The organism is Sinomicrobium soli (assembly GCF_003285545.1).
Classification (GTDB): domain Bacteria; phylum Bacteroidota; class Bacteroidia; order Flavobacteriales; family Flavobacteriaceae; genus Sinomicrobium.
The window spans coordinates 231206-245665 of sequence record NZ_QLNV01000007.1 but is presented as its reverse complement, the minus strand read 5'-3'; the positions used below and the strand labels follow the sequence as shown (position 1 = coordinate 245665).

The 14460-nt window shown below is 42.7% G+C and carries 11 protein-coding genes and 1 pseudogene; all 12 read left to right on the top strand.

Annotation, left to right across the window (positions count from 1 at the left end; translation table 11 throughout):
- The first annotated feature begins 124 nt into the window (after positions 1-124).
- Complete coding sequence (locus DN748_RS11420) at positions 125-1807, top strand: amidohydrolase (protein ID WP_236636846.1); 1683 nt, start codon at positions 125-127, stop codon at positions 1805-1807.
- A gap of 101 nt (positions 1808-1908) precedes the next feature.
- Positions 1909-2361: pseudogene (locus DN748_RS19405) on the top strand (YceI family protein).
- A gap of 73 nt (positions 2362-2434) precedes the next feature.
- Entirely contained in the window at positions 2435-3805 is a 1371-nt protein-coding gene (locus DN748_RS11410; protein ID WP_146746601.1) for an alginate export family protein, read from the top strand.
- A gap of 517 nt (positions 3806-4322) precedes the next feature.
- Entirely contained in the window at positions 4323-4850 is a 528-nt protein-coding gene (locus DN748_RS11405; RefSeq protein ID WP_112371950.1) for a YceI family protein, read from the top strand.
- 101 nt (positions 4851-4951) lie between these two features.
- On the top strand, positions 4952-5236 hold the full coding sequence (locus tag DN748_RS11400) for a GNAT family N-acetyltransferase (protein WP_112371949.1): 285 nt from the start codon (positions 4952-4954) through the stop codon (positions 5234-5236).
- A gap of 12 nt (positions 5237-5248) precedes the next feature.
- Positions 5249-5461: a (4Fe-4S)-binding protein gene (locus DN748_RS11395; protein ID WP_072317500.1), complete on the top strand. Its 213-nt coding sequence runs from the start codon at positions 5249-5251 to the stop codon at positions 5459-5461.
- A gap of 132 nt (positions 5462-5593) precedes the next feature.
- A complete protein-coding gene (locus DN748_RS11390) occupies positions 5594-7897 on the top strand; it encodes a cation:proton antiporter (RefSeq protein ID WP_112371948.1) in 2304 nt (767 codons plus the stop codon).
- A gap of 108 nt (positions 7898-8005) precedes the next feature.
- Positions 8006-9655, top strand: a complete 1650-nt coding sequence (locus DN748_RS11385) for an FAD-dependent oxidoreductase (protein WP_112371947.1) — start codon at positions 8006-8008, stop codon at positions 9653-9655.
- A gap of 2 nt (positions 9656-9657) precedes the next feature.
- Positions 9658-9984 carry a UBP-type zinc finger domain-containing protein gene (locus DN748_RS11380; protein WP_112371946.1) on the top strand — a complete coding sequence of 109 codons (327 nt, stop codon included), beginning with the start codon at positions 9658-9660 and terminating at the stop codon, positions 9982-9984.
- Positions 9985-10046: 62 nt separating this feature from the next.
- Positions 10047-11027, top strand: a complete 981-nt coding sequence (locus DN748_RS11375) for an alpha/beta hydrolase (protein ID WP_112371994.1) — start codon at positions 10047-10049, stop codon at positions 11025-11027.
- A gap of 276 nt (positions 11028-11303) precedes the next feature.
- Entirely contained in the window at positions 11304-12962 is a 1659-nt protein-coding gene (locus DN748_RS11370) for an acetolactate synthase large subunit (RefSeq protein ID WP_112371945.1), read from the top strand.
- 3 nt (positions 12963-12965) lie between these two features.
- The gene (locus DN748_RS11365; RefSeq protein WP_112371944.1) at positions 12966-14333 is read left to right on the top strand and encodes an NAD-dependent succinate-semialdehyde dehydrogenase; all 1368 of its coding nucleotides are present in this window, start codon (positions 12966-12968) and stop codon (positions 14331-14333) included.
- Positions 14334-14460 lie beyond the last annotated feature (127 nt).

Sequence of the window (14460 nt, the reverse complement as noted above, 5' to 3'; positions counted from 1 at the left end):
AGTAATGATGAAACGATTTATATTAGTTTTAACTATTGTCCTGGCATTTGTCTCCTGTAAAGAAAAGGAGAGCAAAAACATCGCGTTTGCCGACCTGATTGTTCATAATGCAAAAGTTGCTGTTATGGATACGGACAGAACAATTACAGAAGCTATTGCTATAAAGGATGGAAAAGTATTGGAGACGGGAGCTAATGAAGAGATCTTAAAGCTGAAAAACGAAGGGACCAAAATCATTGATGCCCATGGCAAAACCATAATCCCCGGTCTCAACGATTCGCATCTGCACCTGACAAGAGGCGGGCGTTTTTTTAATGCCGAACTCCGTTGGGATGGTGTGAAGTCCCTGAAGAAAGCCTTACGGATGTTAAAAGAACAGGCAGAGAGAACCCCTAAAGGACAATGGGTCCGGGTAATAGGCGGGTGGAGCCCTTTTCAATTCGAAGAAAAGCGTTTTCCGACCCCACAGGAGATCAACGAGGCTACCGGAGATGTACCTGCTTATGTGCTTTTTTTGTACAGCAGGGCTTGGCTCAATCAGGCGGGACTCGATGCTTTGGCGATTGACGAAAATACGAAGGCCCCGGAAGGCAGTAGTTTTGAAAAAGGCGCCGACGGTAAATTGACCGGTGTGCTTTTGGCAGAACCCAATCCGGGGATCTTATATGCCCGCATCGGGGCATTACCTTCTTTATCAGAGGAAGAAATGGTAAACTCTACCAGACAATTCTACCGGGAACTAAACAGCTTTGGGATTACCAGCGGTATCGATGCCGGTGGGGGAGGCCATAAATTTCCAAAGGACTATGCGGGTACAAAACTTCTGGCTGAAGCGGGTGAAATGCCCATTCGTCTTTCCTATTATCTGTTCCCGCAAAACAAGGGTGAGGAATACGCAGAATTTCAGGAATGGATAGCCAACAATGAGGTTGGACATAATGGGGAGATACATCTGGACCACGGATATGAGCTGGAAGGCGGCGGAGAATTTCTGGCCTGGAGCGCCGGTGATTTTGAAAATTTTCTGGCCCCTCAGCCTATGCTGGAAGACAGACCTACCTGGCGGGAAGATCTCAAAAGAATCATACGGCTTCATGTAGATAACGGCTGGCCATTCAGGATACACGCTACTTACGGAGAAACCATAGCTAACATGTTGGATGTGATCGAAGAGGTGAACGAGGAAACCAATGGAAAATTGGCGTCCAAAAGGTGGTTGTTTGACCATGCAGAAACAGTAAAGGAAGAAGATCTGCAACGAATAAAGACTTTAAACGGAGGGATTGCCATTCAGGCGCGTATGGCCTATGCCGGGGAGTACTTCGTTGAACGTTATGGAGCCGATAAGGCAAAACAGGCACCACCCGTTCGCAAAATGATGGATATGGGGCTTCCTGTAGGAGCCGGAACCGATGGTACACGGGTGGCAAGCTACAATCCATGGCCCGCATTATATTGGTTGATTACAGGTAAAACCGTAGGAGATCTTCAACTATCCGAACCGGCTAACCAATTGTCAAGAGAAGAAGCTTTGCATTTATACACCAAAGGCAGTGCCTGGATTTCCGATGAAGAAACCGTTAAAGGGACTTTAGAAAACGGTATGTATGCAGACTTAGCACTATTATCCGGTGATTACTTCACCGTTCCGGAAAAAGAAATCAATAATTTAAAATCAGTTTTAACCATAGTGGGAGGCAACGTAGTATTTGCTTCAGGTGAATATCAAAATATGAACCCAAAACTACCGGAAGTAATCCCCGACTGGTCCCCGGTAAAATATTACGGAGGTTATCAAAGCAAATAAATGAGTACTGATTTTTAGATCGTAAAAAGCATGAGTACAACAGAAAAAACAAGATGGATAATTGACACTGTACATTCTGAAATCTGCTAAAAGTGAAGCACATGATGATTTCTACAGTAGCCGGTCACTTTGAAGATTTTAATACAACAACCGAGACCGGTAATAAGGACTTCATTGATGCGGATTTTCACTTCACGGCAAAAACCGGTTCTATCAACACAAAAAATGGTGATAGGGATAAACACTTGAAATCAGATGATTTTTTCGATGCAGACCCCAATCCTGAGATCATATTTAAGTCCAAATCATTTGACGGAAGCACTTTGGTAGGAGATTTAACAATTAGGGATACCACCAAGGAAATTGACTTGGATGTTGATTTCAATAGAATGGCCGTGGGCCCTTATGGGCAAACCTAAGCTGGTTTTGAAATGTCCGGTGCCATTAACAGAAAGGATTTCAACCTGTCTTGGAGTGTCATAACGGAAACAGGTAGTATTGCGGTAAGTGATACTGTAAAATTGAGTATTGACCTGCAATTTACAAAAGAATAATCAGGGGGGTAATTGTCTTAAAATCAATATGTAAAAAATCGGCTAAAGATTATTGCAATCTTTCCTTCAATTCGTGAGTAGTATTGCCAACCTGGGTTTAGTTATGAGACTTAAAAATTGTATGATATTGTTGATTGCTTTTCATTGTTCCATGTATGGTCAGGAGTTTGCCCTTTTACGCCAGCAAGATAATTTGAGATCAATAGATTCTATAGAGGATAAAACCCTGTATCAAAATTTAAAAATTGTTGACATATCACACCATACTACACTTTCCTTCGGGGGGAGTTGGCGATTTCAAACAGAATCATTTATTAATGGTGAATTTGACCGCTATGCAAGCCAGGATAATAGCTGGTATTTAAATAGATTTTTAGCGCATGCCCATTTAAAAGCAGGCAGGAATTTTGAACTATTTACAGAACTGGGCAGTAGTTTGCCAACAAATAAAGATGATATTAGTCCGGTAGACAAAGACGAGCTTTATATAAACCAGTTGTTTGTCAAATACCAATTCACATCAAGCTGGGATATTGCCGCGGGTAGGCACAACATGCGCCTGGGCTCGGGAAGGCTGGTCGATATCCGGGAAGGTCCTAATGTTAGGAGATCATTTGATTTTACAGAGCTAAACTATCAAAACCGGAATTTTAAGGTAAAGGGATTTTTCTCGGTTCCCGTACAACCTTTTTCCGGTGTATTCGACAATGATTATTTAAAGTTTGACGAAACCTTTTCCGGTATATACACGACAACACAACTTTCTGGAACGACCGGTGTGGATGTATATATCTTCTATCAGAAAGATGATAATGCCCTATATAACAGCGGGACAGAAAATGAGCGAAGAACATCTGTCGGAATCAGGCACTTTGGCAACTATAAAAAGCTGACCTATAACAATGAAGCGGTGTACCAGTTCGGGACATTCGGGGACCAGCATATTTCCGCATGGACGCTTTCCCTGCATATAGAAAGACAAACTACTATAATGGGAAGAGATTTCGGATTAGGCATAAAGACGGAAGCGATAAGCGGTGACAGGGATGCTACAGACAACAAAATGAACACCTTTGATGCTTTGTACCCCAGAGGAGCATATTTCGGGCGGGTTGCCCGGTTTGGCCCTTCCAACCTCATCGATGTTCATCCCTATATAAACACAACCTTCAACAAATGGCAGGCAGAAATAGATTATGACGTCTTTTGGCGCTATTCGACAGAAGACGGTGTATATGGCGCACCCATGACCCTGGATTATCCGAGTACAAACAACAAAAGGTTTATAGCCCATCAAATGGGAGCCAATATCTCGTTTGAACCCAGCAGTTTTATAAACATACAACTGGAGTCCAATATTGTATTCCCGGGTGCTTTTTTAAAAGAGAGTAGCCTGCCGGATACACTTTATCATTTTGTATTGACAACAGAATTCAGGTTTTAAAAAGATCAAAAAGACAGCACTTGTTTTGAGGTTTTATACCCTGTTCTAACCCCATTGATAAAAAAAGAATAACAATTCTTGAAATAGAATTAAACCGTGCCAAAGGATATGCAATGAGGAAAGGGTAGGACTAATAGTCTATTCCTTTTGCCGATCCCGAATTGATCGTGATAGATCATATCGATGTAGAGCCTGCACATGACGGCAAGGAGACTTTTAACCATTCACGAATGTTTAACGTGTTTCATTTGATAATTACTTTATGATCTCTAAAAATTTCACAGATAAAATACGGTCTGATGAGCGAGATATCCATCTTATAAATATTCTTGAAATTCTGATATTTTCGAAATGTATCAATAGTTAGAATGATAATTTTTGTTTTTTACCTTTTATTTTATTGCTAATCAGTTGAATAGGTTTGTGGCATGGAATTAGTTCATAGTTAACCATATTGCGGATACAATCGATGACAGCTTCCTGATCATAATAAATAGTAATTATTAATAATGGTATAATGAGTATAGTGCAAAAAACAAAATGGAATATTGATACTGCTCACTCCGAAATCAGCTTTAAAGTAAAACACATGATGATTTCTACGGTGAGCGGTCACTTTGGGGATTTCACTGCTACGGCTGAGACGGATCGTGAGGATTTCATAGGAGCAGCTTTTCAATTCACGGCGAAAGCAGCTTCCGTCAATACCAATAACAGGGACAGGGACAAGCATCTGCGATCGGACGATTTTTTCAGTGCGGCATTATTTCCCGAAATATTGTTTATCTCCGGATCTTTTGACGGAAATACAATGGCGGGCAAGCTGACGATCAGGGATGTTACCCGGGAAATCCGCCTGAATGTCGATTTCAATGGCATTGCCGTGGATCTTTACGGGCAAACCAAAGCCGGTTTTGAAATATCGGGAAGTATCAACAGGAAGGATTTTAACCTGGCATGGAGTGCCATTACCGAAGCCGGAAGCATTGTGGTGAGTGACACGGTAAAACTGACGGCATTCCTGCAATTCATCAAAGAAAAATAAAAAGCGGAACAGAACCGGCAAACAAATTCCGTGGCTTTCCATCAGGCGGGAAACAGCTGGGTTTGTACGGATCTCTGAATACAATCTTAAAACCATAGACTGTGGAAATACAACTAAAACAAAGCGACGCCAAAGGATATGCCATGGCGCGGGATAATGAAAAGCGGGCAGGGATGATGACCTATTCCATTGCCGGGCCCGAATTGATCATCATAGATCATACCGATGTAGAACCGGCATATAACGGCAAAGGGGTAGGCAAACAGATGCTGTACAAAATTGTAGAAATGGCAAGAAGTAAAAATATAAAAATCATTCCCCTGTGTCCTTTTGCGGCTGCCGTATTTGGTAAAACAGAAGAGATCAGGGATGTATTAAAATCATAAAACAACACACTTATGGAAACTGTCAAAGAATATCAGAAAGAGGATTTAACGGTGCTGTGGAATCCCAAAAAATGCATTCACGCCGGTGTCTGTGTCAAAACCCTGCCCAAGGTTTATGACCCAAAAGCAAAGCCCTGGATAACTCCGGAGCACGCCTCGAAGGAAGCTATAAAGCATCAGATAGATCATTGCCCCTCCGGAGCGCTGAGCTATCGGGAATCATAGGCATAAAGTATCTGTTTTCAGATTTCTAAAAACCCGTAACATTAAATAGTCTATTTCCCGGGTGTTCAAGGCACCAATAACCGATTGATACCCATAATTATTCAATCCATAAAAAAACAGCATATAACAACCATGGCTCATTTACCCGAATTAATACAAGATATAGCACTAATTCTCCTGGTGGGTGCATTAGTTACGATTCTATTCAAGCGAATCAGGCAACCCCTGGTTTTGGGATATATCATAGCCGGGTTTTTGGTAGGACCGCATTTTCACTACCTGCCAACTATTGCAGATCATGACAACATTGAGACTTTTGCCGAGATCGGTGTTATCATGTTATTGTTCAGTCTGGGATTGGAGTTCAGTTTTAAAAAGCTGATAAAGGTAGGCGGCCCGGCATCCATCACGGCAGTTACAGAAATTATCTTTGTCGGTCTGGGGGGGTATCTTACGGGATACATGTTGGGCTGGAACCCGATGGACAGCTTGTTTCTTGCAGGGATGCTTGCAAGTTCTTCAACGACCATTATTTTACGCGCTTTTGATGAACTGGGGCTCAAGACCAGGCAATTTGCCAAGGTGGTTTTTGGGGTATTGGTCGTAGAAGATATTATCGTAATCCTTCTTATGGTACTACTCTCTACGGTTGCCGTAGCTCAAAATTTCCAGGGGCTTGAAATTCTTTTTGTCGTTCTTAAACTCGGCTTCTTTCTGGCACTCTGGTTTCTGGTAGGGATCTATTTGCTTCCTCTGTTTATACACAAGACCCAAAAGTGGATGGACGAAGAAACGGTACTTATTCTTTCCATAGGGCTTTGTTTCGGGATGGTATTGTTTGCTACGCAGGTTGGGTTTTCTGCAGAGTTGGGAGCGTTTGTCATGGGATCTTTAATAGCAGAAACCGTATTGGCAGAAAAGATCGAACATCTTACACAACCCATAAAACAGCTTTTTGGAACCATCTTTTTTGTTTCCGTAGGGATGATGATCGACCCTCAGGCCATGTACACTTATGCCGTTCCCATCTTTTTTGTTACCGTACTTACCGTGACCGGGAAATTTTTCTTTAGCGCATTGGGGGCTCTGGCTTCCGGACAGCCTCTTAAACAGGCGGTACAAATTGGTGCCAGTATGGCCCAGATCGGGGAGTTTGCTTTTATAGTGGCCGCTTTGGGACTGTCATTGGGAGTAATTTCCGAATTTCTATTTCCTGTTGCCGTGGGCGTATCGGCGATAACGACCTTCACCACACCGTACTTTATAAAATTTTCTGAACCCATTTATAATGGTCTGATCAAAATTTTTCCGGAAAAGTGGATTGCACGTTTGGAGGAGTACACCACAGAAACACAGAAAATCAAGGACAATCCCCTGTGGCGAAAAATGTTGCGCCAATACGGCAGGATACTTCTTGTAAACAGTATATTGCTTATGGCCATATCCCTGATATTCAAGTATGCGGTAATACCATTTTTAAATACGCAGATAGACAGTGTACTCTGGCGCAATATAATCCTTATCAGTACTGCGGCATTACTTGCTTCCCCTTTTTTATGGGCTATTCTAATCAAAAAAATTCACCTGGACGGAGAAGGCAATAACGTTAATGCCTATCAAGTCAATTATTCGATAGCGGGGCTTTCACTCCACGCCATGCGCTATCTCCTCGGAGTATTTCTGATAGGGTTTTTTATCGATCAGATCACAACAACAAGATATGCACTTATCATTGCTATTCCCGTAATCGTGGCTTTGCTCTGGTTTTTCTCGGGTAGGGTCCAGAAAGTTTACCAGCGCATCGAGCAGCGGTTCATTTCCAATCTTAATGAAAGGGAACGGCTTGAATATATCAGGAATAAAGCGGGTATAGAGCTTCATCATAAAAACGAGGTAGCTAAAAAGCAATTACAAGAGTGGAATGCCTATGTAACAGAACTGGAAGCAGCAGATACCATTTCATTTGCCGGGATGACCTTGTATGAACTCAACTGGAAAGAGAAATTTGGCATAAACATCGTCTATATACGCAGAAGCGACAAAACTATTCATTTGCCGGACGGGAAAGAACGGATATTACCCTTTGATAAAGTAGGCATACTGGGTACGGACGAACAGATAATACGGTTAAAACAGCTATTCGACCAGGTAAATCTGCAGGAGGACAGTGAAGAAGATATTAATATCGATGATATCCAACTTGTTAAACTACAAATTACCGGAGCCAATGCTCATTCCGGAAAAACGATAAAAAATTCGCGAATAAGGAAAGATTTACGTAGCCATGTTGTCGGTATTGAGAGGAGCGGTGAACGGATATTTAATCCTGTTTCTTCCGAAATCTTGTTAGCAGATGATATTTTATGGCTTGTGGGAGATACGCAGCGTATTAAAACGCTTTTAAAAAATGACCGGGAAAGTTTTCTGGAGGTCTGAGTGTATATTCTAATCCCCACTCTCCGCAATACATATTTAAAAACATACCATGAAGATCAGAGTTCTGCGATACGAAACTATGATTCCAAATTAAATAAGATTATAAAAATGACTGATCCGAGATTTCCAGTACTAACCCAGAAACAGATCTATACGCTCCAAGAATTCGGGGATATTATCACCTTTGAGGAGGAGACCACAATTTTTAAAGTCGGCGACAGCGATTACGATTTTTACGTTGTCCTGGACGGGGAAATACGTGTGAAAGATGAGCATAACAAAGACCAGGTTGTAACCCATGGTATTCATGAATTTACCGGAGATAACAGTATGTTGTCCGGCAGGGGGATTCCTTTTAACGGTTATGCTTCTCAGGGGGCTACGGTATTACGTATAAAACCGGAAATATTAAAAGGAATAATTGCCAGGTATAGCGATATTAGCGACGTTCTCCTAAAGGCCTTTGTCCAAAGACAGGAAACCATGCTCAGAGAATTCGTAGGGGGCATAAAAGTTCTCGGTTCCGAAAATTCCAAAGAAACCTATGGCCTGCGCGATTTTATGGAGAAAAATCATATCTGGCATACCTTTCTGAACACGGATATATCTGAAGAAGCTCAGCAACTGCTGGAAAACTTCTGCCTGACCCAGGAGGATCTGCCTATTCTGATAAATATTACCGGAGAACTATTCAGGAAACCGACGGTGGCCGAACTCGCCAGGCAAACAGGTGTACTCACAGAATTCGGAGACGAAATATACGATGTGCTCGTCGTCGGGGCAGGTCCGTCAGGGCTGGCCGCAAGTGTTTATGCGGCATCAGAAGGGTTACATGTAGTAACTATAGATGGTAATTCTCCCGGAGGGCAGGCAGGAAAAAGTTCGAAAATAGAAAATTATCTGGGTTTTCCAGCCGGAATTTCCGGAACAGACCTCGCCAATAAGGCCTATATACAGGCACAGAAATTCGGTTGCCACATATCCATTCCGCACCAGGCGGAGAAGATAGCATACAACGGGTCTTACTTTACCTTATGCGCTTCCAACGACAGGAATATCAAAGCAAAATCTGTTATCGCCGCCACAGGGGCGGAATACAGAAGCCTGCCTGTCCCAGGTCTTGATAAATTTGAAGGCAGCGGGGTTTTCTATTCGGCTACCGGAATGAATGCCTCAGCCTGTAAAGACGAGCTGGTCGGTGTGGTAGGCGGCGGAAACTCGGCAGGGCAGGCCGCTTTGTTTCTGGCAGATCATGCCCGGGAAGTACACGTAATTATTCGGGGCAATGATCTCGGATCCAAGATGAGTGACTATCTCGTACAGCGAATCTACGCCACTCCTAATATTATCGTGCAAAAGAACAGTAACGTAGTCCAACTCCATGGAACGCATCACTTAGAGTCCCTGGTACTGGATACGGAAGGCAGTGAACAAATCATAGGTATATCCAATCTGTTCACCTTTATAGGGGCAAAACCATGTACCGGGTGGTTGAATAACATTGTTGCCATGGACGATAAGGGCTTTATTCATACAGGCCAGGATGTAATCGAAGCCGCGCTTACCAAATGTTCCATCTTCGAGCAGCGAAAACCACAATCTCTGGAGTCGAGCATACCGGGCTTTTTTGCTGTCGGTGACGTCAGAAAAGGTTCTGTAAAAAGGGTGGCCTCGGCAGTGGGTGAAGGCTCTATGGCTATTAGCCAGGTCCATCAGTTTTTGGCGGACCTTAAAAATCAACAATCAGAACAGCTATAGGTATGGAAGATAAGAATACATACTGTGAGCATTTGGCCGGGGATCAATTCAAGACCACCCGGACAAAAGTGTGTGAAGAATGTGTAAAGACAGGGAGTACATGGAACCACCTGCGACTCTGCCAGACATGCGGAACTGTTTTGTGCTGCAACGCTTCCCCAAACCGGCATGCACAAAAACATTTTGAAGCGACAGGCCATCCTGTGGTCACTTCTATCTTACCCAAACCCTGGTCGAAATTTGCCTGGTGTTATGTAGATAAGGTCAAGAGGTTATTAAAACAATCGAATAACAGCAATATAAATAAACCAAAAAAAGAAAACCTATGAAACAGATGAGATTGACAGTAATATCGATTTTTTTCATTTTAACCCATTTAAATTCAGATCTTATGGCACAGACTATTCCCGGGGAGAAAGACCCGAACATTTCAAAAGATACCCGTGCATTCCTGGCGGTTCTGAACAGTAGTGACGGACCGCCACTGGAAGAATTATCTCCTGAGGATGCCCGTCAGGTGCTTGTGGATGCTCAGAATTCGGTATCCTATGACTATAGCGATATCGAAGAGTCGGAAAGAGAAATAACCCAGGATGGGCAGACCATCACTATTCATATCGTAAAACCCAAAGGTGCCAAGGACAACCTGCCCGTATTTATGTTCTTTCATGGTGGAGGATGGGTGCTGGGCGATTACCCGACCCATAAACGCTTGGTCAGAGACCTGGTGGTCAAAAGCGGCGCTGTGGCTGTCTTTCCGGATTACACCCCGACACCTGATGCACAATTTCCCGTGGCTGTTAATCAAGCTTATGCTGCAACTCAATGGGTTGCCGAACACGGCAAAGAAATAGGAGTAGATGGTTCCCGGTTGGCCGTTGCCGGAAACAGTGTGGGTGGAAACATGTCTACGGTGGTCGCCTTAACGGCGAAGGAAAACAAGGGCCCAAAACTGGCGTTCCAACTATTGTTATGGCCACTGGTGGATTCCGATACCAGCCGTCCATCCTACAAGAAGTATGCGCAGGGACGGTTCCTGACCACTCCAATTATGGAATGGATGTGGGACATGTATCTCCCCAATCCCGAGGAACGTATGCAAAAATATGTTTCCCCGGTCAATGCCACTCTTGAAGACTTGCAAGGTTTGCCCCCCGCCTTGATCCAGGTGGCCGAAAACGACATCCTTTATGATGAAGGAGTGGCCTACGGCCGCAAATTGGATGAGGCCGGTGTTCCTACTACGATTACCGTGTACAAGGGAATGATACACGATTTCGGAATGTTGAACCCCCTGTCAGATATTCCAGGGGTACAGGAAGCACTGACCCAGGCTTCGGCCGTATTGCGAGAAGCCTTGTTTACCGAATAAAATATTTAAAGAAATCGAAGAATAAAATTTGGACATTTTTTCATTATCCAGCTTTCCGATATCGGAAACCAAAGCTGGCGATGATAATTTCTATGGTAAAATTGCAATAGAAGTGGAATATTAAATGCTTGATCTCTAACGTAAGGTAATGTACATTATTCGAAAACTGACTCTATTATTAACTTTAAAATTAAAGGAACAGGAAAAGCTCACTTTTGGTAAGAACAATTTTTTACACATCCGCTACATCAACCATCAATTAATCATTGAAACACTATGAAGGCATCAGACTTATTTATTAAAGCTTTGGAAAATGAAGGCGTTGAATATATATTTGGGCTTCCGGGAGAGGAAAATTTAGACTTCTTGGAATCTGTCAGGAAATCAGAAAAAATTGAATTCGTTCTTACCAGGCACGAGCAGAGTGCCGGTTTTATGGCCGCAACTTATGGAAGGTTAACTGGTAAACCCGGGGTTTGTTTTTCTACTTTGGGCCCCGGTGCTACTAATTTAGTGACCCCTGCAGCTTTTGCCCAATTGGGAGCAATGCCCCTGGTAATGATTACCGGGCAAAAGCCGATAAAAAAAAGTAAGCAGGGAAAGTTCCAGATTCTGGATGTCACTAAAATGATGAAACCAATTATCAAATATACCAAACAGGTTACACAAAGTGCACATATTCCTTCTATGGTTAGGGAAGCATTTCGATTAGCCCAGGAAGAAAGACCCGGAGCGGTTCATATTGAGCTTCCAGAGGACATTGCAGTAGAGGAAGTGGAAAATCACAGGATGTTTGAAGTGGTGGATTACAACATTCCCTATGCCAGGGAAAAGACTATTCAAAAGGCTGCAGATATGATTGCGAAAGCCGGGAAACCAATGCTGCTTATAGGTGCCGGAGCCAATAGAAAGAGGGCGTGTATCGCTCTTACAAGTTTTGTCGATTCCATAGGTATTCCTTTTTTTAATACCCAAATGGGAAAAGGAATTATCGACGAACGTCATCCTTTATATCTGGGTACCGCCGCTTTATCTGATCACGACTTTTTACACGAGGCAATTAAGGAAGCAGACCTTATTATTAACGTTGGGCACGACACCATTGAAAAACCTCCTTTTTTCATGCATGCTGAAGACAAACGCAAAGTAATTCACCTCAACTTTTTTCCCGCAGAGATAGATGAAGTCTACTTCCCTCAGTTAAATGTAATCGGAGATATAGCCCATAGTGTTTCTCAATTGACTGTTAAGCTAAAACCCTTGGCCAATAGCTGGAACATTGATTTCTTTCTCAATATAAAAAAGAATGTTACCAGCCGTCTGACAAAATATGAAAAGGACAATCGCTTTCCCATTTTACCACAGCGTTTGGTAAAGATTGTAAGGGATATTCTTCCAGATGATGGTATAGTTGCCCTGGACAATGGAATGTATAAAATATGGTTTTCCAGAAATTTCCCGGCTTATTTACAAAATAGCTTAATTCTCGATAATGCATTGGCAACAATGGGAGCAGGTTTACCATCGGCTATGATTGCAAAAAAACTAAATCCGGATAAAAAGGTAATATCCATAAACGGGGACGGAGGATTTATGATGAATTCCCAAGAATTGGAGACCGCCATACGCCTGAAGTTAGATTTGGTAGTGATTATTTTAAATGATAATGCATATGGCATGATTCAATGGAAGCAGGAGGATTTAGGATTTGAGAAATATGGTTTGGAATACGGTAACCCTGACTTTGTTAGATATGCTGAAAGTTTTGGAGCGAAAGGCTACCGCCCGGCTTCGATAGACGAATTTAATCAAACCTTAGAAAAAGTAATGAATTCCAAAGGAGTTCATCTTATAGATTTAGCTATTGACTATTCTCTTAGCCATAAGATTTTGAACTTATTGATAAAAAAATATTCCAGTCAACTTAAAAATTAGATTATGAGTAAAGCCATAACGATTAACCCTGCTAACGGGGAAACTGAAAACGTATACGAAAGGATAGATATTTTAGAAGCTAAAGAAAAAACAGCTTTGGCTGGCGAAGTGTATACTTCCTGGAAGCAAACAAGCTTTGCCGAACGTTCGAAATTAATGTATGCCCTTGCCGACCTGTTCGATGCCGATAAAGAAGAATACGCTCGGCTGGCTACGATAGAAATGGGAAAAACCATTGTACAGGCGAGAAAGGAAATTGAAAAATGTGCCTGGATATGTCGCTTCTATGCTGATAACTCAGAAAGTTTTTTGGCAAAAGAGATAGTAAACACCGAGGCAACCAGGAGTTATGTTACTTTTCAGCCGATGGGAGTCATTTTAGCCGTGATGCCCTGGAATTTTCCGTTTTATCAGGTGATCCGTTTTGCAGCCCCGGCAATAATGGCAGGGAATACCAGTGTGCTGAAACATGCATCCAATGTACAGGGAAGCGCTTTTGCCCTGGAAGATGCTTTTGTGAAAGCAGGATTTCCGGAAGGGGTATTTACCAATCTGAATATAAGTGCCGGCAAGGTTAAAGATCTTATAGAAGATAAAAATATCGTGGCGGTGACCCTTACAGGGAGCGACCCCGCAGGAAGATCAGTAGCAGCTATAGCAGGAGCCAATTTAAAAAAAACTGTATTGGAACTCGGGGGCAGTGATGCTTATATTATACTGGATGATGCAGACCTCGATACTGCTGCAGAGCTTGCTATGTTGGGAAGATTACAGAACAATGGACAGACCTGTATAGCAGCCAAACGTTTTATTGTTCCCGAACCGGTTTACGATAAGTTTTTGGAAATTTTCACAAATAAGATGCGAAATGCCAAAATGGGAGACCCCATGGATGAGATCACCTTTTATGGTCCTATGGCAAGATTTGATCTACGTGATGAACTACATCAACAAGTTCTCACAACCGTTTCGCAAGGGGCGCGGTTAGTCATAGGGGGAGAAATGCCCGAAGGGAATGGAGCCTATTATCCTGCGACAATACTTGCAGATGTAAAACCAGGGATGGAAGCTTTTGACAATGAACTTTTTGGTCCGGTAGCTTCGGTTATCCGGGCCAGGGACGAAAGTGAAGCCATTGCACTGGCGAATAATTCCCGATTTGGCTTGGGATCGGGAGTTATCACATCAGATAAAGAACGCGGAGAAAAAGTGGCGTTACAACTTGAAGCCGGGAGTAGCTTTGTGAATAAATTAGTAGCTTCAGATCCCAGGTTGCCTTTCGGGGGTATTAAAAATAGCGGGTACGGGAGGGAACTTTCTGGTTACGGTATACGGGAATTTGTTAATATTAAATCTATATGGGTAGATTGAACAGTCGTAAAAGAAGCATTGAAATTGAAAAAAGCTCGCCCTGTATAAGGCAAGCTTTTTTTGTCTGGTCCTGGAACCTTGTAAGTGACGTGTCCATCGGATTACTTACAGGCTTGCTGGGGATCCG

Coding starts and splice junctions, on each gene's coding strand:
- DN748_RS11395 (WP_072317500.1), top strand. CDS start 5,249: ATGGAAACTGTCAAAGAATATCAGAAAGAGGATTTAACGGTGCTGTGG.
- DN748_RS11380 (WP_112371946.1), top strand. CDS start 9,658: ATGGAAGATAAGAATACATACTGTGAGCATTTGGCCGGGGATCAATTC.
- DN748_RS11385 (WP_112371947.1), top strand. CDS start 8,006: ATGACTGATCCGAGATTTCCAGTACTAACCCAGAAACAGATCTATACG.
- DN748_RS11405 (WP_112371950.1), top strand. CDS start 4,323: ATGAGTATAGTGCAAAAAACAAAATGGAATATTGATACTGCTCACTCC.
- DN748_RS11370 (WP_112371945.1), top strand. CDS start 11,304: ATGAAGGCATCAGACTTATTTATTAAAGCTTTGGAAAATGAAGGCGTT.
- DN748_RS11420 (WP_236636846.1), top strand. CDS start 125: ATGGATACGGACAGAACAATTACAGAAGCTATTGCTATAAAGGATGGA.
- DN748_RS11365 (WP_112371944.1), top strand. CDS start 12,966: ATGAGTAAAGCCATAACGATTAACCCTGCTAACGGGGAAACTGAAAAC.
- DN748_RS11390 (WP_112371948.1), top strand. CDS start 5,594: ATGGCTCATTTACCCGAATTAATACAAGATATAGCACTAATTCTCCTG.
- DN748_RS11375 (WP_112371994.1), top strand. CDS start 10,047: ATGGCACAGACTATTCCCGGGGAGAAAGACCCGAACATTTCAAAAGAT.